Origin of the sequence: Paraburkholderia sp. CI3 (assembly GCF_050436505.1) — a bacterium.
In the GTDB taxonomy this organism is placed as follows: Bacteria; Pseudomonadota; Gammaproteobacteria; order Burkholderiales; family Burkholderiaceae; genus Paraburkholderia; species Paraburkholderia tuberum.
The window spans coordinates 1,100,721-1,125,183 of record NZ_JBNDMI010000003.1 but is presented as its reverse complement, the minus strand read 5'-3'; the positions used below and the strand labels follow the sequence as shown (position 1 = coordinate 1,125,183).

Here is a 24,463-nt window from a genome sequence, read left to right as displayed (position 1 = left end):
AGCGTGGGACGACGATCAACCATCACCATCGGTCCGTTTTCGGCCACTTTCGGCCGTTCGACAAGGCCGTTCAGATCCGCGACAATCGCCTCCGATGCCGAGGTTCGGTTTTCCAACTCAACGGTTCGACTTTCCTATGCGGGTGGCATTTTGAATGACGAGAGCTACATCGGTTGGTTAAGACAGAAGGTCGGTAGTGGTTTGATACTGAGCCCGTCGGTTGGGGCCGTGATTCACGATCACGAGGGCAGACTTCTCTCGCAAGAGAAATCTTCGGATGAGGCTTGGAGTTTGCCAGCTGGGGGAATTGAACTGGGTGAAAGCCCCCAAGAAGCAATTGCCCGGGAGGTGATGGAAGAGACCGGATACCAGAAGCCATACTCCCAGCTTCCGGGAACCACCGGAAAAGCGCGGAAGACCATCTAGCAAAGGATTCTAGGTTGCCAACGCAGGCGAATATGTCCGCGCTGCGACTTCATCGAACCAATACACGGCAGGCGTGCCAGACTCTACAGTTCTTGCCCACGTTCGTGCACAAGCGTCGACCAGTTTGTCTGCTAAGCCCGAGCCCAACCAGCTTTGGGCAAGACAGGCAAGGGAGCGCTCATTGAGTGTTCCGAGCCAGAATGCTGGATTGATGTCGTGTGTCAGGGGAAGTACATAGGCGTCTGATCTCACGATGAGCACGGGTAAAACGTTCGTCAAGCTCGTCACAGGCAGCGACGGAATAATCAGATGCCGGTGTTGGAGTAGCTGTTCCATTGTGAGTACATCGACATGGACCGCAACTCCGCAAGTCTCCCCGAGGCGGGTTGCCTCACATAGCGCGGCTATCAATTCAACGTTGTCAGGCCTAGACTCAGGAAGCTCGCCGATGGCCCTGCCTTGCAACGAGAGTGGGTGGACCTGCACGCTACGTGCACCCACTGTCGCCGCCAACCTCACGACGAAGTCGAGACTATCAACGTTGTGCTGGGTGAGCGTAAACAGGATTCCAAAAGGAATGCCCGACGCCCGAATAGTTTCAAAATTTGAAACAGTGATATCGAATGCCCCTCGTCTTCTCCTGATTGCGTCATGCTCTTCGGGACGTCCGTCGACTGATATCGCTGCAAAATCGAGGTAGGGTGTGATTCGTTCCCAACGTTCACCATTAGCTAACATACCGTTCGATACAAGGGTCGTTAGCATCCCAAGATCACGTGCCCCTATCAACACTTCACGCAGATGTCCGTATAGCAGCGGCTCGCCGCCTGAGATGGCAACTTGGCGATACCCGAGCTGGAAGGCATCTTTAAGGCAAGCCACGAGCAGGTCAATGGGCAGTTCGCCCTTCGCGTGCGGTCCTGACGAGGAGTAGCAGTGCGCACACGCGAGGTTGCAAAGGCGCAGTGGATGCACGTGCAAAACAGGCGCAAGTCCCGTCAAACCGTCGCTAACCACCTGCCGGTCCACGGTTTAGATCTTGTGGGACAGACACGCCTTCCGTGGGGACGGGACTCGCGTGGCCGAACTCCAATTCAAGGAGCACCGAATCGGGAAAGGGGATCCCGTTGATAATGATTTTCGGAGGAGTGATCACACCGCCATGAATGATGTGCCACTTTAGCCAGAAAGCGATGTCGTTGCCACAGATTGGTATGTCGTCGCCGTCGTAACTCAAAGCGACGCGAACACTCGTTGCATTTTCGCCGCCGAGTACATTTGCACTTTGGACTGTCGCCGGGGACTTCTCGAATGCGTCAGAAATTTCTTTTACGGATTCTTCGGTGAGCATCCGGGCCTTCCACGCGTCGAGCAGTTTAGTTGACCCACGCTTCTGTTTCGGTGCCATGGCTGTTCCTTTGACGAAAACGGACAAGATTCCACGGAGTTGGCCGTTGAGATAACAGTAGGCGATGAGGTTGACGAATTCAATCCAAGGATTTCGATTGCGCAGAGACTGGCGCCATGGATATTCCTTTAGTTTATTTCTCGACGCCGCGCTATTTGCTTGTTGACCACAATTGGAGACTATCCGTCCACCAATGTCGTCTGACGAGGGTCCGCCGCGCTTTGCGAGAGGACTCTAATACCTCGGCTGAACGAGAGTCCAAGGAAGACCCTGGATTACGAAACACCGGCTGAACGATTCCATCGAACTATTGCATCGACCGGTTGAATCCGCCTTTGCAAGAGGTCGTCACACTGGCGCAGGCGCGTATAACCGGAGAGGGTCGCTTTATGCCGGTCGCATATCGGCATCGAGCGGCGGTAGACTGAGGTCCGCATCGGGCTGGGTTCGGCCAGATGCTGCCGGTCGCCCGACCACGAGCCTGTCATTGGGAGTGGCTGGGCTTACTCTGGAACCTGCCGGATGCCAGTGGAGCGATCGCGCAATGCATGGCGGCCCTAGCACGTAGATTGGCCGCCGCAATGCTTCAGGGTTAACTACCTTTGTGCGAGTCGGCCTGCTCCCTAGCCGAAGGAACGCTTCACGTACCAGCGCAGTTGTCCCAGCCCTGCGGATCATTGGGAGTGTGATACGTGACGGCAGAAAGGCGTATGGTCGCGCATTCTGTGAGCATCCCCATGGCTACTGTATACGAGCCCTTCAAACTGTCCGATTTCGAGGTGCAGCGCGCGCAGATCAAGCCGCTCATCAGCTCGCTTCGGTTCGCCAATACGCTCATTGATATGGTCTTCTATGACGTCACTGCTTTTCAACGCGCGATGAAACTCGACGGTTTGGACGTGACCATCCACGGCCCCTGTGACTTCTGCGCGCAGTTTGCTCGAGCGCTTCAAGAGGTCGACCTGAGCGCGTTAGCAAACCCAGAGGGTGCCATTGTTATCGTTGACGCCAGCACGACTCCTCACATCCAGTGCTTCTTCGATGTCTCCGAGTTCCTCCGCGCCAAAGACGGCGTGAGCCGTATTGACTCAATCTCGGTAAGTGGCGTGGGAAGCTCCGCCCTCGGATCTGCGGCCTTGGCGTGGAATGTTTCCCGCGCAATGGGAAAGCCCGTGGCAGGCATTGTTCCCGGCTACGGATTAGCTGACGTCGTCCAGCAGGCACTGGGTGGTTTCCTCGGGTTCGGAATTTTTACGTACTGGATGAAGCAGCCTCTTCAGAACACACTGGCGGTGTTGTTGCCGGGAGCCGCATCTGTAGGAAGGAGTCTGGTCGCGACCGTGCCGGGAGCGAAAACGGCCCCACCCGAGGCTCCAGTGTTCCAGCATGGCAGCGGCTCTTCTGACGTACTTCACTCCGTTCTGAAACACACCGACCACATCAGGACGCTGGTTGGACACAGTAAAGGAGCGCTCGTTATCGAGAACGCTATCGCGCACCTGGAGGAGGAAAAGCTGAGCCGTCTCAGGGTTCTGACCTTTGCATGCAGCATCGCTGAGCAGCCAGCTGTCGGCGAATATGAGCAATTCCTTGGCACCATCGACGCGCTGGGGCTGCTGGGCTCCGTCGGCAACCGCCCGGAGCACGCGGTCCCGACGTGGCATAGTACGAATACCGAAATGCCCTTCACGATGCACGTCGCAACGCTGGCGCAGCCTTAAGGACTCCCTTTTTGCTGCCGTCCGTTGTCGCACACTTTGTGGGCGGCCTATGAATTCCACGGTTTGAAAAGCCCGCGTGGGAGTCAGGTAGCGAGCGCAATAGCGGCAAGCCGTGTCGAGCCCTAGCGCTCGCCGCGGCCTCACCCTGATGGTTGGCTGTCAGCATGAGCTCCATGCGATCTTCTAAGGATTCTCCACAGACACCATGGGCCAAGCCCGGTGTGCGGGCCCACAGTGGTTGGCGGTATTAGCATCCGGTGCAGCGAGCGGCTGTTGTACCCCTGTGAGCAGCCGTAGACCTGGCGCCTAGCTAGTCGACAGAGCCGGGTGGCCCTATGCCCTCGCGCTAGAGGCCGCTCCCGCGGCGATCGCCGCGCTCGGTCATGGGGCGCTAGCCGGTCAATTGCTGACGTTGCCCGCAGCCGGATCGCGGACATTCGAATGTCGGCTTCCTGGCAGACGATGGCTTGGTCCCCTGTCGAGTTGCGCGATGCACCGACTACATATACCGCAGTACCTCCCGAACGCGAAGCACTCTATCACCCTGCCGTTGGTGGCGTCGCCAATAGTGCGTACGCGCTGAATGCTCCTGGGTCGGCGACTTTTCTCCGCTCGCGTAAGCCAAGTAGGAGTGGTCCAAGCGGCTGGATCTTCTCCAGGATCGACCGACTGCTCTGCCGCAGTCGCCAAGATGACCCTGTTGCCGACGCGTCAGCGGTCCGTGTGGCGAAGTTCAAGCTGCAATCCATTCCGATGCGGGGCCGACTTCCGGTCGGTTCATGCGCGTCTCGGTATCCGACCAAAGCGGAGCATCGCCAACGTCGAACACCATGGTTGAGATCATCGACTAGACCCCGAAGCACGCGGAACGCCGACACTGTCGCCGACCTTTCTGCCTGAACATCGATTGCCGCCGTATTCGAACTCGCATTGTTGTCACGCTTCCTCTCGGTGGCAATCATGCGGCTCATCGTCAAACTCGTCGTCGGTAAGATCGAGCGCTTCGAGTTGGCCAAGACCGCGTGACGAAGGGCGTGGGTCGGCGCGCTCGACTGGGCCGCGGCGTCGGACACCGCGTCGAAGGAAACGAGGGTATGTGCGGGGCGCTCTTCAATACCTTCGGCAATCGGGCAATGAGACCGCGGTTCTGCATCGCCCGGCGAGGACCGCCTACGGAGAGAAGGGAGCGGGATCCCAGCGCATGCCGACCTGACGGTCGGCATGCGTCTGGTGGCGGTCAACTGAGGCAGGCAGCACATATTCCCGCTCATTCATTAAAGAAAAATCAACTGGGTCCGACATTACTTCTACTTCCATCGGCTCATGGGCTGGATAGTAGACACGTGCCTGCTGGCTGCCTTGGCCGGATAGACCAAGTAGTGCTGCATCGTCTGGATGACGGTATGCTGCCCGGGCGGCGGCTATTGTCTGCGACCTGTTCACTCGACGCGCGTTGCGCTATCGCGGGTGTTTGCTTGCCGTTGATGCCTCTCAATAAGATGGGCTAGATAAACCCGCGGACGGAGGGGCGGTGAAATCGAAGTTGACAAGGACCTGATAACCGCGGTTGTTCGATGCGAGCGTGCATGCTGGACCAAGTGGCGCACGAAGCAGAGGGGCAAAATGAAAATGATGCAACCCGCTCCATGACCCGGGCGCGCGAATGTCACGCGGCATTCTCAAGCGGACCCCAATCGAGGCCCGCTATTTTGGTGACAGCGCTGGCTGTCGGAAAGGGCAACTCATTCCCTGTAACAAGGCATTCGAACGCCGAAGAGATAGTAAGCGAAGCCAGCCTGGTCATAGAGGACATAGCGTTTCCTGCATCCGACCGTAAAGGTGATAATGACCATCGGTTTCGGTCCGCTCCCTTCGTCCGGACCCTCCCCCAGTTCGGCTGTAACGGAAGCCTCACCCTCAAGGCCGAGATGGGCTCGCAAGTCTCCTGCCACCGAGAGCGCCAAATCGTTCACCGCAGCGGACACCTTTCCAAACTCAGGGTGCCTCGGTTGAATCGACGCGGCAAAAATGTCGGTGTGCTCGTGCAGACGCTGAAGCTCCTCGAAAAAGCTCTTTGTCTCACGAGAGAGGGGAAACTGTTTCATCGTTGTCTCCGTTGGTTTGCCGCGCGGATATCCAGAAGGAGGGCGTTCCAGAAGCATAGGAGAACGATGTCCGAAATGCACGTTTTGTGCCGCCTGACATCGAACGGCTTGCCGTTGGCAGGGCTCGACCCTAGGTTCGCTGACCAGTACCAACTGTAGCGCTGCACGTAGCGCAACACTGAGACAATTTTGGTAGGGGAGTCCGTCATCGCAGCTGTGAACTGCTCGCGCAGACGCGGAGCCTGATGGCGCCGGTCGGCCTGCGGCAACGGAAGACGGTTATGCCCGCCCCGGTGATCCTCGCGCAATGGATCGGCGACGCGCTGCGTGCGCTTGCGCGACGAGTACGCATTACGACGCGCCGCGCGCAACGTAAAGGAACGCTCAATCCATTTTGAGACGCCCCTTACCGCTCTCAACGACGCGTCATTAAGGGCTGACCGTTCCTTCGAACGTACGCACTGGCCCCCCCGGATGAGGGTGCGGTGTGAAGTTCAGAATCTCAAGGTGGAACGACCAACCGAATCTGAATCCCGATTGAATCTTTCCCTCCTCGCTAGCATCGATATTTTGGAAGTGTGTCTGCGATTCCGGCTCACCCATATAAAGGTCATATGCGCCGGCGCCGCCACCTAGCGTTTGCACGATATGAATTGGCGAGTATGGAGCAACCTGGTCGCCATATATTTTCCGCGCGGGATTGGAGCCTTCTCGGAAAATGACAGACGGCGATACGCCACTCAGGCGTTTCTGCAATACAGTACTCGGCGGTATGACGAGGTCGTCCCGCTTAAGGCTTACATGGGTCCAGAAAGATTCGATCACGTAAGCCCCAACAACAGGTGGAGGTTTGATACCCGTGAGAGATGCCGAAAACGTTACGAACAAGGTCTGCGTCCCTTCTTTCCCCTCGAAGTACTTGTCGAGCCACGTAGCCATACGTCCTCCTGTCGAAAAGCTGCGCCTTTTGGAACCTTATGAAGAAAATGAAAGGAGTATTTGACGGAAAAAGCAAGCAAACGATAGTGCTATTTTTCCTTTGTAAGCAGCTACCGCTGCGTGCTCAAGATCGTCGCGCTCCGCCGAGGAGAAGCTGGAATAACACAAAGGGCGGTGAATCCGTTCTGACGGTAGCCAGAATGAAAAAAGCGAGCCGAAGGTTCGCTTGGACGGGAGTTGTGGCGCCCGTCAGAAGTTATTGTTGGTCCCGAAAACGTTCCACCGACGTCCATAGGGCTTCCGCCGCCCATCATCGGCAAGCCCGATGCGGGATTCACCCTGCCAATAAGGATCCGGGCCGCCTCGCTGCTCGTGAAGGGATATGCTGCGGTCACGCTGATCTCCGTTATGCATTGTTTGCTTAGTTGGGAATGGCCGTCTATCCTTTGAACGTCCCGCACTCTGAACGCGCGGCGCGACGTTTCGCCCTTGCCGGAGATCAGCGATGATGTTACGAGATCTCTCTTCAAATGCATGGTAGTGGATAGCGGGAATCTCAATCTCCGCTCTGCTGATTTTCGCACTTATTTCTGTACGCCACTCGTCGCAATACAAGTCTGCCAGACGGTGCCGAGGACCTGGCTAAAAGACAGAAGTTGCTTGAGATCGTCCGGATCGGCGAAATACGACGACTAAAGCAAAGCCAGGAGGTCGTTGCGCGTTGGGCTGGCAGGGCTAACGCCACGCTGCAATTATTCAAGTGGTTGTGAACGGCATTATTGCCACATCTTTTGTACAGGTCAATGTCAATAAAGGATTGGTATCGACGCTGGGAGTTTCCGTTCTCACCGCGACACTGATAAGCCAACAATTCAGACCGGACATCAAAGATCGCAATGCTCAGGAGCGATCCGATGAATTGTCGGGGCTTCTTCTAAGGACTAAAACGGCCGTAGATTTCATGCGGCGTACCAACACATTCACGACCAACGATGTCCAGAGGCCAGAGGCTTGCAGGAATCGTGGACAATGAGCTTGCGAAGTTCGCTCGCTGGATCATAAGCGACGCTTCGGGCCAGTCCGGTATCCGGCGAGCGACGACGAAAGCCGACGATGACGTGGATGCTTTGACGGAGGAAATCCACAACCGTAAAGTGCAGGATACTTCCGCGACCATTAGGCCCGGGGCGACTGAACAGATCGAGATTCCGGCCACGGCAGATTTAGGCGATCTCGAAAGCAAAACTGGGGATGGTGCTTCGAAACAATCGGACGCGCAGATATGAATGGCATTGGTACGTAAGCAAACATACGTTTTCACGTCGGGCGTGTGGGCTATTTGCTTTAGCTAACTTGGTTTTCGCGAATCGACACTCGAGCCAACTACTGTTGCTATGGGCTGCTTGGGTATGGGAAGCAGTCACTGCGGAAAAAGCCGGCCGAACGGCGTCTTTGGGTGGATCAGGGACATTTGCATTCGGCAGCGATCGGCCCATTAAGGACGGTCTGCACAACCCGCTTTCCACGCGTTATTTTTCACATCCAGCACAGCCTCTGCGTTCAGATATTTTTTGGTGAGTTGATCGCCGTTTTTTTTCGCGCGCCGGAGCGCTTCAACCAGACATACGGACTTTATCGGCTCGGTGTTTCAAGCTTTGCGCAAAGCTCTACGCGCCATCCATGAATTGCCCAAAGCAAACAGCGTAGTGATCTGGGCGGTGTTCTTCATCAAACCACGATAGCGGGTCTTCATGTAACCGAACTGCCGCTTGAGGATGCGAAACGGGTGTTCGACCTTGGCTCGAATACCCGCCTTCAGGCGTTCGATCTGATCGTATATCGCGTCCACCGAATCACTCAGATCCAGTTTCCTGCGCTTTGCCGGTCGCATTGCAACATGCCAACGAACCGCGCCTGCCTCACAGCGCTTTTCGATACCCTGATATCCGGCGTCCGCGTACACGTCCGTTTCTTTACCATGTAGCAACGCCTGGGCTACGTTGATGTCGTGAACATTGGCCCCCGTTCCGATGACCGTATGGACCAGGCCCGACTCGGCGTCCACGCCGATATGCATCTTCATCCCGAAGTACCAGTTGCCACCTTTCGCGTTGATTGCATTTCCGGATCACGCGTGCCGGAGCCATTCTTTGTCGAACTGGGTGCGGCAATCAGAGTGGCGTCGACTGCCGATCCAGCCTTGAGCATCAGGCCTTTCTCCGTCAGGATGTCATTGACCAGCGCCAGCATTTGCACCGCCAGTCCGTGTGTTTCCAGCAGATGGCGGAACCGGAGAATCGTGCTTTCATCCGGCAAGCGAACCATCCCGCCGTCGAGACCCGCGAACTCGCGATACAGCGGAACGTCATAGAGTGCCTCTTCCATGGCAGGGTCTGACAGACCGAACCATTGCTGCATGAAATGAATCTGCAACATCGTTGCAATCGGGAACGGCGGCCGACCGGTATTGCCCGTGGGATAGTGCGGCTCAATCAACGCAATCAGCTTCAACCAGGGCACAACACGTCGCATCTCATCGAGAAATTCCCGTTTGCGAGTGCGCTTCGTTGACAGATCCAGACCAAGACCAAGTTGCGTCATCACACTGCTCCTCACCTAATTCGCTCTGTTTCCAGGATAGCTCAGCAGCAACGCAATGCCAGGACTTTTGCAGACCTTCCTTAAGTGTCATTCGCCCGTACCGCCGGTCGGACGTTCAGACGTCGGCTGCGCCCAGCAAAAGATCATTGATCTACGGAAGACGAACGCCGATTCGCCGCAACTGACCCAGACGCGCACTCGGCGCGTCGCGCCGAGATATGGGATGAGTGCCCAGACCCTGTCGTGCTCGAGCGGCTGTGGGAGATTCACAGGCTGCGCGCGACGACTCGGCGCGCCAACCAGATTCGCTGCTTTCTTGGGAAGGTCTGATGCTGCACGGTGCTGTCAACTGCTGGGAGTGCTCCCACTGTGAGTTCGATGCCGAGCCCTGTCTGACTGACGGGCCGACCTCGCGGCAACAAGCGGCAATCGACCAGGATCGTGCTGCGGCCGCGCGAGGGCTAGCGGCACGGCCGCGTGCTGGTTGCTGCGTTACCAATGGCGTAGACGCTGGAGCCCCTATCTTGAAAGAGCGGCATCTGATCGGGACTCTCATTAGCGATCGTCGCTATGCGGCTTGCGCAGGTCATTTGAAATACCTATGCGCTTGCTCGCCGCGCCGGCGTCCCCGCGGATGTTTCCGGGACTACGACCACCACGCACGCCACAGCCGTTGATCGTCCGCCTGAGTCAACACCTCTACTTGGCCCTTGATCCGCGAGATCGCCGCCAAGCGGCCAAGGGCCATGGGCGTGAATCCCTGAGCGTCGGCCTCGACGGCCGACCAAGCCGGGGAGGCGGCCCAGCCGGCTGCGGCGTCGCAGGTTACGTCGTAGATCCGGCCGTCGGCACCGACGGCAAGGAACCTGGCCGAGCCGGTCGAGGGGACCGTCGCGGCCAGGGTCGAGCCGGGCGCCAGCGTCGTCCCCGGCAGGTCGAGCGCCACCCACGGTGTCGGGATCTCCGTCTGATACGTCAGCGCCGTCAAATGCCCTTCGGGCGACGCGAACATGACCTGGCAAGTACCGTCACTGTCCGACGTCGCGATGACCTGGGCTACTGCCACCCCCGGCGGCGAGAGCAGTTCCCAAGCGGGGACCAAGAGCCGGCTCGAGTGGTCGATCGTCGTGCCCCATAGCTCTCCGTCGTCGGCCAGGACGAGGAGCCGATCCCCCGCCATGACCAGGTCCTGGCCCGCTTTGAGCGCAAACCCGACCACGTCGATCTTGCGCCAGGGGTCGGTCGAGAGGGGCCACCAATTGGGATGGGAGTAGATGTGACCGTCGGCGCCCACGACGAGGATCTCGATCCCGTACGGCCAGGAGGCTGACGGCAGGGCCGCGACCGGGCTGGTGGGCGCCACATCAATCGGGATCGCCGGCGACGACGGGTCGGGAAACCCGAGGGCGCCATCGGGCCGAATGAACACGTCAAGCGGCTGCCATCCCACGTGCCACCACTCGGGGGCGCTGGGCCAAGTCACGAACAGGCGACCGGCGCTTTGGACGATGACCCGCGGGCCGCCCGTCGAGGTGGTCGCGGCGGCTGCTTGCAACGGCGACGCCGTCAGATCGGGCCCGCCACTTCCGCCGGAAGGCAGTGCGAACCAGCCCAGTTCTTCGTTCCGGCACGACCGCAGGCGCCAGTGCCAGAGTGCGCCTGCGGCGTCGCGCCCAATCAGGTCGACGCCGTCTTGGTAGCTGGTGTCGAAGGTCGGCGGCTGGGCGATCGTCCACCAGTTGAGCGGCTTGTCGTCAGAGACCATGTCCCATGGCCGCCACTCCTCCAGCGGGATCGAGAACGGGAACGCGGGCGACTTTCGCTTCTCGTCAACGAACTCGAACGAGGAGAACGAGAGCGCGCAATCGCGCAGCGCCCGGTCGCCCATCAGGGCACGCAGGGTGAAGCTTATCTTCCAGTGGGGCTGATCGTTTCCGACGACGCTCGCGGCCGGGTGTTCGAGGGTGAGCGTCATGTCGGGCGCGCGGACGGCCGGGGCGTCGAGGAAGATCCATTCGGCGTCGTGGTCGGTGTTGTCGGCGACCGGCCCGGCGGCGACGACCTGGCCAAGCGTGCCCTGGACGCACCCCAACTGGACGTCGGCGGTGGCCACCGTCCACGTGTCCATGTTCTCGTCCCCGGTGCGCAGGAAGATGAGCAGGGCACGGACCGTGTTCCGGTCGTCGCTCGTCGCGGAGGGCGCAGGATCCTGTCGAACGGGCTGGGAGAACTCGCTGATGTCGTGCAGCAGCGTCTTCCCGTTGTAGTCGAGCACATATTCGCGCTGGCCCCACTCGACCCGCCCGCCGCGGACGAACGGGTTCTCGAAGCGTGGGTAACGATCGGTTTGGAAGGGTCCGCCGTCGAGCTGGAACTGGCCGCCGTCGCCATAGTCGACTGTCAGCCGACGGCTGGAGCCGTCAGGCTGGGGGATGTCGTACGAGCACTCCTGGTCGCCGTTGTCACTGATGTGGACCCGCGCCTGGCTGACGCGGTCTTTGAACGTCTGGTATTCGCCGAACTCCTGTTTGCTTCCGACCTGAAGGATCCAGATGTTCTTGCCGTCGACCGACCAGTCTCGATCGGCGAAGTAGTCGCGGGGAAGCGGATCGGGCCAGACACGTTGCTGGATCTCCAGATCGACCTCGACACCGGCGATCGCCTTCGCATTGGGCAGGTTCGCCTTGACCTGGGGATCGGTGGAGGCGTCCAGGATCGCGTTGGCGGCGTCCTTCCAGGCTTGCGCGGAGATGCCGTCGATATAGGTCGCTACGACGGCCTTGTCCACCGCGGCCTTCACCGCGTCGCGACCGGCGGAGCCCGAGTCGCCGTCCTCGATGTCGTCGAGCAGCTTCTTCAGGTTGCCCATGCCGTCGTCGAACGGCTGCCGCGCCACGGCGTCGAGCTTCTGCTTGTAGAAGTCGGACCCCTGGTCGAGCCACTGGGGGTGGTTGTTGGAGAAGACGCCGATGTAACCCTCGCCCGGCTCGGCCTGGCCCACGGCCGGATGGATGACCTTGCCGAATAGCCAGAACCCCTTCTTCCCGATGTGGCCGATGTCCAGCAACGGGAAGTCGGCGTTGTCGTAGGCCGAGGTTCGCCGCTCCTCCACGCTGTCGAAGCCGTCCTTCGGAAACCAGACGTGGGAACGGGTGTCGGACAGGAGCGTTTGGATCTCATGGAAGTCGTAAATGATGATCGAGGCCGAGTCGTGCTGGACCACCATCGGCAGTGCCCAGTAGCCGGTCCACCAGCCGGGGCCGTCCTCGTCGTTGGCGATTTGTTTTTTCCCCTTGAGCGCCGCCTCATTCGCGATCACGGCCGCGGCCGCGCCGGCGACGGCCAGTCCAGCGATCAGGACGGCGCCGGCCCCGCCCGTCACTACGCTCAGGCCCACGGCAATGGCCGCGCCCAGCAGGCTGCCGCCGATCGCGGCGGTGAGGTCCGAGATGTTCACGTCGTCGAACGCGCCTGTCGTGAACACGCTCAGAGCGGGATGGATTGACGCCTGGTGTACGCACGACTGGAAGTTGAACTGGCCGGCCCGCCAGTTCTGGATGCTGGAGAGCATCACATCCGGCGTCCGGAACGTCAGGATGTTGGCGCGGGTGCGGGTCGAGCCTTCGAGCAGCACCGACAGGTCATCGCCGGCCGCCTCTTCCAGGTCGTTGCCGAAGAGATCGTCCTCGAAGAACCCGATCGCCGCGCCGGCCACCGTGCCCACCGGGCCTGCGAAGCTGCCGATCAGCCCGCCGATCAGGCCGTGCTTCGTCTTCTCGTAGGCCGCCACCAGCTTGATGAGCCCGGGCAGGGCCGTGCCGAAGATGCCGGTATTCTGCAGACCGTACTTGTTCACGGCGTTGAACGTACCGCGAACCACCTGGTGGTTGAACCAGGCCGAGGTGCCCCACCAGAAGACGATGTCGTTCTCGGCGGCACCGTAGCCGGTGTGGGTTCGGGCGATCTCGTCGTTGACCTGCTGCATGAACGCAAAGAACCGCTGTCGCTTTGGCAGGTAGCCGAGCCAAACCGAGTCGCGCTGGTCGGTCTTTTGGGAGTAGCCGATTCCGTACTTGGGCGCCTCCTCGAAGGTAATCGAGACCCGCGACCGGTCGGTCCACCGCCCGGGCGGTCGTGAGCCGATCTCGAGGAGTACGTCCGGGACCTGGTAGGTGGACGTGGCCAAGGCCATGCCGATCTGGCTGTCCACGTCACCGAAAATGCCGCGCGGGCCCCATGCGATCTCCACCGCGTCGCACAACGCGTTGTCCCAGCCGGAGCTATGCGACTTGAACTGCGAGCGGCCGCCGGCGGCGCCCATCGTTCCTTTGTGCAGGTATCGCGCCACGTCGAAGAGCAGCAGATCCACCGCCATCCGGGCCTTCTCACGCACCTCCTGGTCAAGCGCGAAGTCTGCCAGATTCAGGATCGACCAGAGGTGCTCGCGGTAGTAGCCCGACGAGTTGAACTCGGTCCAGCCAAACATCAACCGGTTATTGAGCCAGCGAAGCACCCGGGCACGCCCCCGTTCCTTGCGCTGCTGGCCGGTGAGAATCCCTTGCTTCGGATCGCCGAGGAACTCCTTCGCTGGCTGGAACTGGTCTTGCTCCCAGAGCTGCCCGGCCAGGTACTCCGACGAGGCGAACATGATGTAGTGGTTTTCGGACCAGTACTCCATGTCGCTGGTGATTTCGTCGTCCTTGGCGATCCCCGTGTCGCCGCGGGCCTTCTGGAGCTCCGAGTTGTCCGAGGGGCGGAATGGCTCGTCCATCCAGAACTTGAATGCACGCACCCCCTGACGCACGACCTCCTGTGCCAGCGGCGAGAACGTGGGAGGCGCCACCCGGGGATGCACTGCCGCCTCCTCCAGGATCACCCGCAGCTTCGCCTGGGCGACCTGGAGCCGGCGGGCGAGGGTGGCGTCGTTCTTGAGCGCGTCATCGTTCGCCTTCTGGGCGAAGAAGGCGTCGAACTCGGCACCCGGCGGCTGCCGTCGCCGCCAGGCGAGATCGGCGTCGGCGCCCAGCCCAGCAGGAAGGGTGCCAAGCTGGTAGATCACGCGCAGGATCGAGCAGAGGCCCATGTCGGAGTTGGCCTTGCTCACATAGACTTCGCCGAGCGAGCCCTTGAACACGCCGCACCAGTACCCGACCCCCGGCGAGAAGGGAAACCTGTCTGCCGCGCCCATCGGATAGCCGTTGGTCTCGATCTGGATGACGTCATACTTGAACGTGGTCGACTTGCCGTCCGCGGTCGGTATCGAGGTGAACATCCGCGCCTTTAGGGCGTCGGCTACATCGCGCGCCGGGGCGACGTCCATGAGGAACTTGATCCAGTCGCGGTAGGCGTCTCCCTCGGTCGGGTCGCCTGGCACTGGGACGCCGGCGACGCCGCCCACGGCGATCGCCAGTTCTGACTCGTAGGCGGCGATGAACAGCTCCAGGTTCTCGATCCACTTGTCCACCGGCCGGGTATCGACGTTCTTCCCGTTGTAGAGCTCGGGGATGAGCCAAGGCCTTGTCTCGGCGAGTTTCGCTCGGCTGACTGCGCGGCCCATGGACCCGTAGTCCACGCCCGGCCCGAAGCGGGCGAACGTGACGAGGTCGGGGTCGAGGTCGCCCGCGGGGCCCGAGATCGACGCGAACCGGCTCTTCTCGAACTTCACTTTCAGGTCGGTCGCGGCCGCCGCGAGTCGTGTCCCCGCCTTGTAGCCGAGCCAGTTGTCGATGTCGCCAATGAGCGTCGAGGAGAAGGCGTTGCGGCGGGTGTGTTCGTCGGCAGTCCAGACCGCCTCCTGGCTGTCGAGGTAGACCGGCCCGAGATCCTTCAACGTCCCGAACTGACCGGCAGGGAAGCCCCAGGAGTAGAGGTGCTCTGAGATGAGCTCGATGCGGCGGTCGGGGAACGGATCGCCCGGGGCCACCTGAGGTCCGGGCGTCGCAATGTCGCGGAAGCTCTGGGTGTTCAGGCCGCGAAGCTGACACTCGTAGAACCACGTCCGGCGCTTCTCCAGCTCGGCCCGGAGATCGACCGTCCCCGGGTCGTGCGGATCACTCATGGCAGGTTCAGGGATTTGGCGGTGGCGCGGGCAGCCATTCGGGCAGCACGGCATCGTCCTTGAGCATCACAAGTGTGGTCGGCAGCTTGACCTCCCACTCCTCGACCAGGACCTGGTCGCCTGGCGCATCGTTGCGTGCCTTGATCTCTTCAATGATCGAGACGTAGTAGTCGCTGAACATGTCGGGCATCTCCTCGCCCATCCACACGTCACCGGTCTCCTGGAAGTGGGCGAGGGCCGCCTCGAACCCCGGCCGTACGGGCACGACCACGCGCGCGGCGCCGGCCTTGAGGAAGGCCTCGAACTGCGGGTCGGCGTCCTGGATCAGGATCAGGTCCCCCCAGCGCCCAGGGCGGCCCCAGAAGTAGGGGTAGTACGTGTACATGATGTTGGGCCACTCGAAGGCTCGCTCGAAGAACGCGACCATTGCTCCCCAGTCGCGCACGGCCGTCGGGTCCGGTGGAATCGCCTCGGGGTTGGGCGTTAGGTGGTAGGCCTGCCAGAAGTGCTCGCCGAGGATCAGGAAGAGAAACGCCTTCTTAAGTTCCTCCTCCTCGATCGACGGGTCGTGCGCGAAGTTCTGGGCCAGCGCCATCTGTCTGCGCACTGCGGCCTGGTAGCTCGCGAGCTTGTCCTGGAAGGCGGCAAGCTGGCGCTGATAGCCGGAGGTGATCGTCGCGTGCGTCTTGAGTTGCCATTGCTCGTATGCCTTGTCCGTGCGCTGACACTTGATGCCAATGGCGTAGTTGAGCTGAATCACGTTCAGGAGCGAGTTCATCGTGACCGGGACGACCCCGGTCTCACCGTTCATCGCGAAGCCGACGTTCAGCGCGTCGTTTAGGCTGTACCGGATGAATGTGTTCTCGCCAATGAAGAACTCCAGTATCCGATCGGTGCCGGGTGCGCTGACGGCCACGTTGGTGCGCTGGATGTAACCGCTGACGGCTTTGTAGGTGTCGGGGATCGGGATCTGGAATGCGTTGTAGTAGACGCGGAAAAAGTTGCCCCCGAACGCGGCGACTGTGCCCGTGACGTCCTTGGCCTCCTGGTACGACACGGTCTGGAGGAAGTCGTCGGGTGGCGGCGAGACCGAGCCCGTCACGCCGTAGAGGGTTGCGTAGTCCTGGTAGTTCGAGGCGTTCAGGCCCCACGGCTCGAGCGTGAAGTCGGGCGGCTTGGTGAGCTGAAAGCTCTCGGGTTGCACGGCGTTCTTGAGCGCATCGAGCAGGAACGAGGCGGGCTCGGGCACGACCACGTCGTAGAGCAGCCGCTTGCCGTAGTTGTAGATACCCGTGTTGTATCGTTTGTCCACCCACTGGTAGATCCCGCGGACCTTCGCGTTGCCCTTGCGGTTGTCCAACTCGTGCATGGCCTCTTCGGTAAAGGTCTTGCGCTCTCTCTGCACGCGCTGCTGCTTGACCATCTGAGTGACGGTATTGACCGCCCGGTCTGTGACCGACTTCGCGTAACTCGTCTTGCTGTTCTCGACGAGCTTGCCGTAGTCGGTCGAGGTCGTCTGGTCCTGCACCGAAGTCGTCTGTTGGCTCGCCTCCTTCTGTGCCTCGCTGGAGAGGTCGTTGCGGGTGGTCGATTGCTGGTCCCGTTCGTCGACCTGGCTGGTATCGGTCTCGTCGGTGATGGTCAGTTCGTTGACCTCCTCCCGGCGGGTAGAACGCCGCAGCAACTCGCCCTCCAGGACATTCTCGATGTGCGAGACCTCGCCCGCCTCGTAGCCGATGAGCTGCTGGCGCACGACCAGGAGGTCTCCGACGCCAATGGGGCGGATGATCGGCGGCCGCGGCGCGGGCTGCGGCGGCCCGGCGAGCATGGGTAGCGACGACGGGGCCGTTGTAGGCTGGATGGCAAAGAGGTGCGCGCCAACGCGGAAGACCGGCACCGGGGCGGGAATCTGCACTGGCGCGAGTTGGCGGGATACGTCGCGCCAGCGCAGTCGGATCGCGGCCACGACGTCGGGCACCGGCGCGGTAGCCGGGTCGATGGACGCCTGGCTGAGCACCCGGAGCACGTCGGGTCCGAGGCGATCAAGCGCGGCCGGGCTCACGACGAGGGCGGCTGGCACGGCGGCGTTCGCGTGGCCTGTAAAAGCCCCATTCTCGCGAGCGACCGGGGCGTGGCCGGGTGGCTCGGACGCCGGGCCCGCCGGAGGTGCCGTCGCTGCCTGCTGCGTGGTCGGCCCGCTGACCGGCACGGGCACCATGCGCAGTTCGAGCGGGGAAAGCCCCATGAGAGTCTCATACGCCGTTTGCAGGGACCGCTGCTCCGTCAAAAGCGCCGCATTCCCCCCATCCGCCGGCGTGGTCTGCGCGGGAGGCGGGTTGGGATCCGGGCTGGGCTTCAGTCCGTCCACGAGCGCCTGGGGGATCCGCACCGGTCGGCTGAATGCCGCCCGGATCCCCTTGGCCGAGAAGTCCGTGACTCTGCCGGCCGCCAGGTCGGCGACGTACGCCGCGGCGCGGCGCATTTGGAGCAGGTCGTTGGCGTTCACCCGGTCGAACCCCGAGACGAGCTTGACGCAGACCAGCGTGTCGTCGAGCAGCCCCGTATCGGACTGGAATGGCCCTGAGGCTGCCAGCGCGGCAGCCGGGCTGCCGAAGGCCTGCTGCACTGCGGACTCGATCGAGCTTTGGTCGGGGTTTGGGGGCGCGAGTAGCGCAGTCCGCAGCTTCCGCAGTGCCGGGCCGAGCTGGAACGGATCGGCGACCGGCGAGGAGAACTTTCCTTGGAGGAATTCCCCGGCGATCGAGCGGAGCCGCTCCGGTGGCGCTTGGTCGGCCAGCGCCCTCGTCAGGAGTTGCTGGAGACCCGACTCGCGGGCGACGTTGATCGCGTCGGTCGCCGCAGGCACGACGAACGCCTGCTGGATGTAGCGGAAGAGTTCGGCCATGGCCCGTGAAGTTCAAGAGTTGCTGGAAATCCGAAGTGGGTTGCAATCCTTCGGATTGAGAGTTCGGCGGCGTTCGATCAGTCGTCTGGGAGGAGCACCCCTTCTCGAGAAAGGCCTTACCAAATGACGTCACGACCGGCTCGCCTCGCCCGAACAAGTATTCATACGGGGAGACAGGATGCTTCTCGATGGTAGTCGAGTGCGCCTCAAAGGCAATTAGTAAGGATGGGGCCAATGTGCAGCGGCGCACGTTCTATTGGCACGCCATCCTCCCTCACGGATTCGAGGCAACGATGCTTGAAAAATGCTAGTGCACTAAACTCTTTGTAGCATTCGTAAATCGCACGCGTAATCCCGAGCTTGTAGCAATTCGAGTGACAACGTCTGCAGCCAGCAAGGCCGGAAAAAGCGATGTGGCACTCAGTTTCTTTAGCTTTGCTGTCGAAGGTTGGCCGGGCTACCGACAGCCTAGTTGACCTAAAGGCCGATAATGGCGTCACTCTGTCTGCCCGGAGAGCGATCAAGCAGGGTAAGTCGCAAACAACTACGTTTCTTAACCGCACAATTATTTCGCACTTCTATACATCGAGCTTGATAAGAAAAAAATTTGCAAAACAACATGTTTCCATGTCGACCAGCGTACCACCAGTTTTTTCCCGAATCTTGAAGTCCCACTCTAGGATGTCGGTGGATGCATTTCAAGGATATCGGTCATGAAAAAATTTGGTCCATTGAGGCGCTTCGTTAATTCTGTGAGGCATCTTGTCACCGCGCGTGATCAGGCTGAAACGCTTATGCCAACGACTGCTTGGAGAACGACGATTCGCGACTAATGGAAAAAATGAAAATCGGTTGATCTCTGCGCCGGGATGGTGTTCCGTACTTTCGGCCAGACTTGGTACTTCTGGCGGGATGAAAAAACGCAGACCCTACCGAGCGGATGTATCGGATGAAGAGTGATACTTCGCTGCTCCGTACCTGACATTGATGAATCAGGACGCGCCTCAGCGTCGCTACGAAGTGCGCGAGATGCTCAATGCCTTGCGCTGGATTGTCCGCGCGGGTGCGCCGTGGCGTCTGCTGCCCAATGACTTTTCGCCTTAGGGCAACGCTGAATAAGTACCTGATTTTCGCAAATGCCCACGTAGCGACAAGGCTTTGCGGGGAGCGAAAAGGACTTAATCAGCGTAGCCTTAGGAGGCGGTCTACCAGCAGGCGCAGCGCTGGATTCAATAAACCATTCCACTGCTGGCCGTACTATTGTCTAGATGCCATCGACGTGGCCGACCACCTGTCACCGAGTAACGCTCGGAGTGACGGCTCCGCGCTAATACCTGCCTATGGAACTGTGATGGCTCATCCGGCGTTCATTGTGTTGCATCGACCGGTTGAATCCGCCGTCGAGTCCTGCCGGCCGCGTCAGGCAGCAGGCGATCGTATATCCATTTGTCGGCGCCTTCATCAGGGAATCCGTTAACCTGCGGACGGGACACCCTCGAACAAGACGCTTCAGCGCGAGCCGAGAAATTCAGGAGTACGGAGCCACCTCAGGGTAAATCGGACAACGCGCAGAACTTTGCGCCCCCGATCTTTACTTTCTCCAAACACCATTCTACGGTGAATGGGGAGCAATCCGAGCAGTGGGCGTCGTTCCTCTTGCTCCGCGCCATTGCGGCCAACTGATTCAGTCTGGCTCGGCGGCGCACGGCTGCCGAACTCGCGCAGAGCAGCGATTAGTGCCTCTCTTTGCTTTTCGTTCATAGGACAGGTTCTTCAAGTGTGCCCGCCCGTCCGAAAACGATGGAATCCTTAGTCGCACGATGGAGGTCGGGATGGCTGAGACGAACGGCATACCGAAAGTCGGCCTTGCACTCCAGGGCGGAGGCGCGCACGCGGCGTTCACATGGGGCGTACTTGACCGCCTGCTAGACGAAGTCGACAAGGGTGAACTGTCGATTGTCGCGATCAGTGGTACGAGTGGCGGAGCACTAAACGGCGCGGCATGCGCATACGGATTGCACGATAGTGTGCCAGAGGCAAAACGGGCGCTCGATCAGTTGTGGACGCTGGTCGGCGAGGCTTCTCCATGGCACTCGTTTTATAACTTTCCCAACGACGTCCTGAAGAAGCCTCCCGAACGCTGGAACGTTGACTCCAATCTTATGGTGATCTGGCAAGGCATGCTCCAGCAAGTCAGCTCACCATACGCGACACCATGGTTGAGCAATTCGATCGGTTCGATCATGGAAAAGGTCATTCCCGATTTTGACGTCATCAATCAGAAAGTGCCAAGGGCTGGTGTTCCTAAACTCTTCGTGGCGGCGACTGATATCAACCTGACCGCGTTGCGCATCTTCGGACCCGGCGATCACTCCGAAAAAGCGCTGATGGCATCCACCTGCTACCCAACCCTTTACGAGGCAGTAGAGATAGACGGCCGTTTTTACTGGGACGGCGGGTACATGGCAAATCCGCCACTGAATCCGCTGGTCGATGACGTCGACGACATCTTAAGTGTCCTTATCGATCCGCTTTTCGTTGAGAATGGACCTCCGCACCTTCCTAGGCAAATAGTCAACCGGATCAACGAACTAAGCTTCGGTGCGTCGTGGGTGACGGAAGTCAGTCAGATTGAGCTGATCAACGAACTCCTCGATGAAAACGCCAATCTCATGCACCGTGGAAAACCATACAAGAAAAAGCGCTTTCACGTGATCCGGGCAGACGGCTTCATGGACAAGGTCGGCGCCTCGTCGAAAAGCACGCCCTGCATGGAGTTTTTTTGCGCCTTGCGAGACGCGGGATGGGCCGCTGCAGAGTCATGGGTTCGCGATTGCCTTCCGAGGGTCGGCAAGGCCACCACCTTCGAGCTCAAAGAGATCGTGAAAAAGCGGACCGAAGGGACAGACGAAGCAATTCATACCGTTCATCAGGCAGAGCGCCTAAGAATGCACTAACCGTTGCGCCGCGTCACGCCCGGAGGCGACATGGCGCGACGTTTGAGTTGCATATCGGGCCCAAATCGGCCAGGAAGCGTCATTCGCCCGTCGCGTCGCTCGGACGTTCAGACGTCGGCTCCGCCCAGTAAACGGCCGTTCGATTGGCGAAGACGAATGTTGCTTCATCGGCCATTGCGGACGTTGGAGAGGACTGGGTCCTACGTCGGCAGTGGGACGGATTGCCGACGGTGGCGACATCGGGCAGCCGGGCGGCAGCTTCCTGCATCAGCGAACTCACACTTTCGACCCACATCCGCCGTTCGACCAACCACGGCTCCACCGGCAGCTTCCAACGCCCAAACGGCCATTCGGTCGTTCATATTGACTGGCTGGTACTTGTCCGTGTCTCTAATTGGCTTGTCCAACTTGCCGGCGATTCTCGTAGGCAGGCTCGCCGTTGCTGCACTAAACCTCGTCACTGGCACGCGTTGTCGTGTCTCGACAGGAGAGCAAGTCGGTTAACGGCGGCGGTTGCTCTATGCGACCCACGGCGTGGGCGTGTGCTCGCTAAGAACGTCCTCGATTTCCCCGCAGACATCGTTTGAATGGCGCGACGGTGTCCTGCCATAAAGGTATCGGACCACCACCGTCGTTGGCTGAGAATGCGCACGCAGGTTCAGTAACCCAAGATGACGTCATCACTTGAGGCTATCAAGGTCCAATGCGTCGGCGATCGCCTGCATGCCAGCGTCGTTCGGATGCAGGTTGTCACCACTGTTAAAAGCCGGCAGGAAGGAGGCTGGGTCAGCGGGATTGCTCACGGCGCGAGCCTGGTCCAGCACGGCATCGCAGCCGCTCGACGGGCTCAGCACAAACGCGTTGATCGCTTCCCGTGTAGCTTCGATCGCGGGTGTCCAGAACGGCGTGCCGCGAAACGGCGTCAGCGTAGAGCAGATAACCTTGACGTCGACCACATGCGCGCGGGCGATCAACTTTTGAAACGCGGCGATCAGATCCTGCGCGCTGGCTGGTGCCTCGGTGTTGAGGTTGTTGACGGCATCGTCGGAGACGATAGTCCACTTCACTCCCGGCTGGGCCAACGCGTCGCGACTGAAGCGATTGAGGCCCGCTTCGCCCCAGCCATCGGTCAAAAAGTTATTGCCACTGATTCCCTCGTTCAGTACACCGACCGCCATGCCGGCGTCGAACAGGCGCACGGCAAGATCGTTCGGCCAGCGGCGATTAGCGTTGCTGCTGGATGCAGACCCCTCGGTGATCGACGCGCCGAATGCCACCACCGCGCCCGTTGCCTTGGCGTTTTGGACATCGACGTTCGTCAAAAAATAGTATGCCTGACCGGCAGGGTTAGGGGTGAAGCCGGTGAAGCTCGGATCGGCACCGACGTTGCCCGGCGCGACGTAGACGTCCTGTAGCGAGCCGTCGTGGCCAGTCGAATGCGGTGGCGTTCCGCCGGGCAGATACAGGCTGACGGCAATATCCGCGAGTGACGGCACGTCGAAGGGAACAGGGTCGCTTGCGATTGACGCACCTGCGGGCAGTGTCACGCTTTGTTGGCCTCCGAACGTCACCGTTCTCGTGCTGCTGGCGACCGTAATGGGACCGCTGTCACGCAGGGCAACATAAACGTTGCCGATCACGACTGCCTCGCTCCCGTAAAGGTTCGACAACTGCACACGCACGGCAGAACCGCCAATGCTGGTGTGTACGATCTGGCGCACAGTCTCGTTGTTAAACCCCGGTGCATCAGTGACCCATGGTGCGACAGCCCAGGTACCGGTCCACGCGATCGATGCCGTGCCATTAGACATTCCTCCGGAACTACTCCCCGATGTTCCGCCAGAACCACTCGCCGATGTTCCGCCGGAGCCAGCTCCCCCACTCGCGCCGGCTCCGCCCGCGCCGCCACCACCACCACAGGAAAGACAGACCGCCGCCAAAAGCGCGATCAGCGCGCGCCGAGGCCACGCGCTAGTGCTATCGGCCAAACCTTGCAATCGGTTCATGAGTGCCTCTCAAAGCGGTCTGGAGGACCGCAAGAACGTCAACCTATGCTTGAACAAACACTTCGACGAAACGTGCACTTTTTATACCCACGAGTCTCCTTGCGTCGGACAATCACACCGATAAACACGCCAGCTACGATCAGCTTGCGGACGTCCATTGTCCGGGGCGGAGCCGACGTTCTAATGTCAGCTTGAGAGAAAGGTCGAACGGCAGAAGATGGCCGATTGCGCCAGTTCAGCGAACTCTCTCCAGAGGGGGCATTGGAGTCGTCATCGGCAATTTTCCTGCAGGTTGGGTCAATGCGTACTTCCGGCCAACATCTGACGTTGGCCGGCAGGGAAGCCGAGCCCGTCAGACGTCTCATTTGCCTCCGCGAGCAGCCCTTCGCAGCCTCAAGGCTCGGACCACGAGCAAGGTCCAATTGACCTGATTTTCGCGCCGCCATTTTTCGCCAAAACGGCCTGTCACGGATCGGCCTAATCGAGCCGGGGATGATCGGCATAATGAGGCCACTCAGAATGGCCCCGAAACGCGATTTCGAAGGGACTCAAGAATGCGGTTTTTTGCCGGATTTTGCAACGAGGTTTTCGCTGTTTTCCGGCATGGGTTTAGGCTTGCGGAAGCTCTCGCCCTCGATGACGACGCGATAGGCGCCGTGGCGTAGACGGTCGAGCGTGGCGGCGCCAAGGACACGGTTGTCGGGGAAGGCGTCGCCCCATTCGCTGAAGTCGAGATTTGACGTCAGGATTGACGCCGCACGTTCGTACCTGGCGGCGACCAGATCGTGGATGTCTTCGTCGTGTGGTGCGCGCAGCGGTTTGATGGCGAAGTCATCGACGATCAGCAGCGGCACACGCACGAACTGCTGGAACTTGCGTTCATACAGACCGGTGGCACGGGCTGCGTGCAGCTTCTTGAGCAGATCGGTCTGGGAGATGAACAGCACGTCGCGTCCTTGACGGGCTGCGCAGTGGCCCAGAGCCTGGGCTAAATGGCTCTTGCCGACGCCTGTCTGGCCGGCCATCAGAATGCAGACCTTCTCGTCGATGTAGCGGCCCGTGGCGAGATCGTGGATGTGAGCGCGGTTGAGTCCGGGCAGCAGATCGAAGTTGAAGGTCTCAAGGGTCTTGCCCAGTGAGAAGCCAGCGCGTGCAAGCCGCGCGCCGAGCTTCTTCTGGTCGCGGCGCGCAACCTCGTCGTGCAGCAGCATGGCGAGGAACTCGGTGTAAGCGAGCTGTCCGTCGATGGCCTGGCGGTTACGCTGCTCGAGCGAGTCGAGCACGCCGGACAAGCGCAGTTGCTTGAGGATCGTGTTCAGTTCGGGACTCGGGTTCAT

General features: G+C 60.3%; 14 protein-coding genes and 1 pseudogene. 6 read left to right on the top strand and 9 right to left on the bottom strand.

The window, feature by feature from the left end; genetic code table 11:
* Positions 1-3: 3 nt before the first annotated feature.
* Positions 4-426 (top strand): NUDIX domain-containing protein, encoded by a 423-nt coding sequence (locus OKW29_RS13800; RefSeq protein ID WP_429291457.1) that lies wholly within the window; start codon positions 4-6, stop codon positions 424-426.
* Between the two features lie 9 nt (positions 427-435).
* On the opposite strand, the gene OKW29_RS13795 is transcribed toward OKW29_RS13800, so the two are convergent.
* Positions 436-1,455, bottom strand: a complete 1,020-nt coding sequence (locus tag OKW29_RS13795; RefSeq protein ID WP_429291456.1) for a radical SAM protein — start codon at positions 1,453-1,455, stop codon at positions 436-438.
* Positions 1,436-1,834, bottom strand: coding sequence for a hypothetical protein (locus tag OKW29_RS13790; protein WP_184039446.1), 399 nt, complete (start codon positions 1,832-1,834; stop codon positions 1,436-1,438). Before OKW29_RS13790 ends, OKW29_RS13795 begins: the two co-directional genes overlap by 20 nt.
* Before the next feature lie 737 nt (positions 1,835-2,571).
* Here OKW29_RS13790 and OKW29_RS13785 point away from each other — a divergent pair.
* Positions 2,572-3,555 carry a hypothetical protein gene (locus OKW29_RS13785; RefSeq protein WP_429291455.1) on the top strand — a complete coding sequence of 328 codons (984 nt, stop codon included), beginning with the start codon at positions 2,572-2,574 and terminating at the stop codon, positions 3,553-3,555.
* A gap of 1,742 nt (positions 3,556-5,297) precedes the next feature.
* On the opposite strand, the gene OKW29_RS13780 is transcribed toward OKW29_RS13785, so the two are convergent.
* Positions 5,298-5,660 carry a hypothetical protein gene (locus OKW29_RS13780; RefSeq protein ID WP_429291454.1) on the bottom strand — a complete coding sequence of 121 codons (363 nt, stop codon included), beginning with the start codon at positions 5,658-5,660 and terminating at the stop codon, positions 5,298-5,300.
* A gap of 245 nt (positions 5,661-5,905) precedes the next feature.
* On the opposite strand from OKW29_RS13780, the gene OKW29_RS13775 reads away from it, so the two are divergent.
* Positions 5,906-6,058 (top strand): hypothetical protein, encoded by a 153-nt coding sequence (locus tag OKW29_RS13775; RefSeq protein ID WP_429291453.1) that lies wholly within the window; start codon positions 5,906-5,908, stop codon positions 6,056-6,058.
* Between the two features lie 31 nt (positions 6,059-6,089).
* Here OKW29_RS13775 and OKW29_RS13770 read toward each other — a convergent pair whose 3' ends face one another.
* On the bottom strand, positions 6,090-6,599 hold the full coding sequence (locus tag OKW29_RS13770; protein ID WP_429291452.1) for a hypothetical protein: 510 nt from the start codon (positions 6,597-6,599) through the stop codon (positions 6,090-6,092).
* A gap of 992 nt (positions 6,600-7,591) precedes the next feature.
* Between OKW29_RS13770 and OKW29_RS13765 the strand changes: the two genes are divergently transcribed.
* The gene (locus OKW29_RS13765) at positions 7,592-7,885 is read left to right on the top strand and encodes a hypothetical protein (protein WP_429291451.1); all 294 of its coding nucleotides are present in this window, start codon (positions 7,592-7,594) and stop codon (positions 7,883-7,885) included.
* Between the two features lie 362 nt (positions 7,886-8,247).
* Here OKW29_RS13765 and OKW29_RS13760 read toward each other — a convergent pair.
* The 3 genes from OKW29_RS13760 to OKW29_RS13750 form a co-directional block, all read right to left on the bottom strand.
* Positions 8,248-9,200, bottom strand: a protein-coding gene (locus OKW29_RS13760) for an IS5 family transposase (RefSeq protein ID WP_429291450.1) whose coding sequence is annotated in 2 segments (ribosomal slippage) — positions 8,248-8,708 and positions 8,708-9,200 — 954 coding nt in all. Because the reading frame shifts where the segments join, the coding sequence is not laid out codon by codon here.
* Between the two features lie 646 nt (positions 9,201-9,846).
* Positions 9,847-15,258 carry a hypothetical protein gene (locus OKW29_RS13755; RefSeq protein ID WP_429291449.1) on the bottom strand — a complete coding sequence of 1,804 codons (5,412 nt, stop codon included), beginning with the start codon at positions 15,256-15,258 and terminating at the stop codon, positions 9,847-9,849.
* A 7-nt stretch (positions 15,259-15,265) separates the two neighbouring features.
* Entirely contained in the window at positions 15,266-18,163 is a 2,898-nt protein-coding gene (locus OKW29_RS13750) for a hypothetical protein (RefSeq protein ID WP_429291448.1), read from the bottom strand.
* Positions 18,164-19,075: 912 nt separating this feature from the next.
* Here OKW29_RS13750 and OKW29_RS13745 point away from each other — a divergent pair.
* Positions 19,076-19,264 (top strand): annotated as a pseudogene (locus OKW29_RS13745) (transposase); the annotation flags it as partial.
* Positions 19,265-19,995: 731 nt separating this feature from the next.
* A complete protein-coding gene (locus OKW29_RS13740; protein WP_429291447.1) occupies positions 19,996-21,120 on the top strand; it encodes a patatin-like phospholipase family protein in 1,125 nt (374 codons plus the stop codon).
* 680 nt (positions 21,121-21,800) lie between these two features.
* On the opposite strand, the gene OKW29_RS13735 is transcribed toward OKW29_RS13740, so the two are convergent.
* Complete coding sequence (locus tag OKW29_RS13735) at positions 21,801-22,841, bottom strand: GDSL-type esterase/lipase family protein (protein WP_429291446.1); 1,041 nt, start codon at positions 22,839-22,841, stop codon at positions 21,801-21,803.
* A gap of 833 nt (positions 22,842-23,674) precedes the next feature.
* Complete coding sequence (istB, locus tag OKW29_RS13730) at positions 23,675-24,463, bottom strand: IS21-like element helper ATPase IstB (RefSeq protein ID WP_429291445.1); 789 nt, start codon at positions 24,461-24,463, stop codon at positions 23,675-23,677.

What these genes read in the sequence shown, in the direction of transcription:
- OKW29_RS13770 (WP_429291452.1), bottom strand. Translation starts at nt 6,599, where the DNA reads ATGGCTACGTGGCTCGACAAGTACTTCGAGGGGAAAGAAGGGACGCAG.
- istB (WP_429291445.1), bottom strand. Translation starts at nt 24,463, where the DNA reads ATGAACCCGAGTCCCGAACTGAACACGATCCTCAAGCAACTGCGCTTG.
- OKW29_RS13785 (WP_429291455.1), top strand. Translation starts at nt 2,572, where the DNA reads ATGGCTACTGTATACGAGCCCTTCAAACTGTCCGATTTCGAGGTGCAG.
- OKW29_RS13780 (WP_429291454.1), bottom strand. Translation starts at nt 5,660, where the DNA reads ATGAAACAGTTTCCCCTCTCTCGTGAGACAAAGAGCTTTTTCGAGGAG.
- OKW29_RS13765 (WP_429291451.1), top strand. Translation starts at nt 7,592, where the DNA reads ATGTCCAGAGGCCAGAGGCTTGCAGGAATCGTGGACAATGAGCTTGCG.
- OKW29_RS13750 (WP_429291448.1), bottom strand. Translation starts at nt 18,163, where the DNA reads ATGGCCGAACTCTTCCGCTACATCCAGCAGGCGTTCGTCGTGCCTGCG.
- OKW29_RS13755 (WP_429291449.1), bottom strand. Translation starts at nt 15,258, where the DNA reads ATGAGTGATCCGCACGACCCGGGGACGGTCGATCTCCGGGCCGAGCTG.
- OKW29_RS13790 (WP_184039446.1), bottom strand. Translation starts at nt 1,834, where the DNA reads ATGGCACCGAAACAGAAGCGTGGGTCAACTAAACTGCTCGACGCGTGG.
- OKW29_RS13775 (WP_429291453.1), top strand. Translation starts at nt 5,906, where the DNA reads ATGGCGCCGGTCGGCCTGCGGCAACGGAAGACGGTTATGCCCGCCCCG.
- OKW29_RS13740 (WP_429291447.1), top strand. Translation starts at nt 19,996, where the DNA reads ATGGCTGAGACGAACGGCATACCGAAAGTCGGCCTTGCACTCCAGGGC.